General features: G+C 69.0%; 1 protein-coding gene and 1 pseudogene. Both read left to right on the top strand.

The genetic code is table 11. The annotated features are described in order from the left end of the window. Positions 1–108: pseudogene (gene murB, locus G6020_RS12105) on the top strand (UDP-N-acetylmuramate dehydrogenase); the annotation flags it as partial. Positions 109–291: 183 nt separating this feature from the next. Beyond that, positions 292–1,085, top strand: a 794-nt coding sequence (yidC, locus tag G6020_RS12110; RefSeq protein ID WP_182610802.1) for a membrane protein insertase YidC, incomplete at its 3' end; no start/stop codon positions are given.

Genomic DNA, 1,085 nt, shown 5'->3' on the forward strand with positions numbered 1-1,085 from the left:
TCCGCCGACGACGTGATCGCACTGGCGCGCGAGGTGCGCGACGGCGTCTTCGAGGCGTTCGGCGTGGAGTTGCACCCCGAGCCGGTGTGGGTGGGCTGCAGCATCTGACGCTGCCGGGCGACCTCGCGCCGGGCACGAACCCGCTGCTCCCGCCGCCGCTGAGCACCCCGGCCCCCACCGCTCCCGCTGACCCTGGCACGCTGGGGGACGGCCTTCTAGTCTTGACCCGGCCTGTTCCGCCCCACCCCGCGCGCCCGCTCCGGCGCCACCGTCCCATCTGGAGATTCGCCCGTGGACCTCTTCGCGTATCCGGTGTCGCTCGTCATGAAGTTCTGGCACTGGGTGCTGAGCTTCGTCGTGGACCCCGGTTCCGGAGTGGCCTGGGTGGGGTCCGTGCTGTTGCTGGTGGTGACAGTGCGGTTGCTGCTCATGCGGTCGATGTACCGGCAGCAGTACTCCATGCGCAAGATGGCGCAGATCGCTCCCAAGATGAAGGAGCTGCAGAACAAGTACAAGGACCGCAAGACCCCCGAGGACCGCCAGGAGCAGGCCAAGGAGATGCAGGCCCTGTACGCGGATGCCGGGGTCAATCCCGCCGCCGGGTGTCTGCCGCTGCTCGTGCAGATCCCGGTGTTCCTGGGTCTGTACTACGTGCTTCTCAACTTCTCGCCGCGTGGGGTGTCGATCGAAGAGGCCTCGACCATGACCAACGGGGCATTCGGCCCCGATCAGGTCGCCTCCTTCCTCAACGCCGAGATCTTCGGGGTCCCGCTGGCCTCGTACATCCGGATGCCGCAGGACGTCATGGACTCCCTGCACCCCGGGCTCGTGCGCGAGGACATCCTCATGCTGGCCGTGCCGTTGTTCGTGCTGGCCGGCATCGCCACCTTCATCAACATGTGGAACTCGTTCCGCCGACAGAAGGCGGCCAAGGCGGCCGAGCAGGACGCGATCGCGCAGGTCGACGCCGAGGAGAAGGCGGGCGGCCCGGTCGTCGACGGGGAGGTGCTCGAGGTCGACGGCGAGAAGCCCGCAGCCCCCGCGCCCGCCACCACCGGCGCCGCTGCGGGAGCCGGTGCGGCGGA

The sequence above is a fragment of the Dietzia sp. B19 genome, assembly GCF_014145155.1.
GTDB lineage: Bacteria > Actinomycetota > Actinomycetes > Mycobacteriales > Mycobacteriaceae > Dietzia > Dietzia natronolimnaea.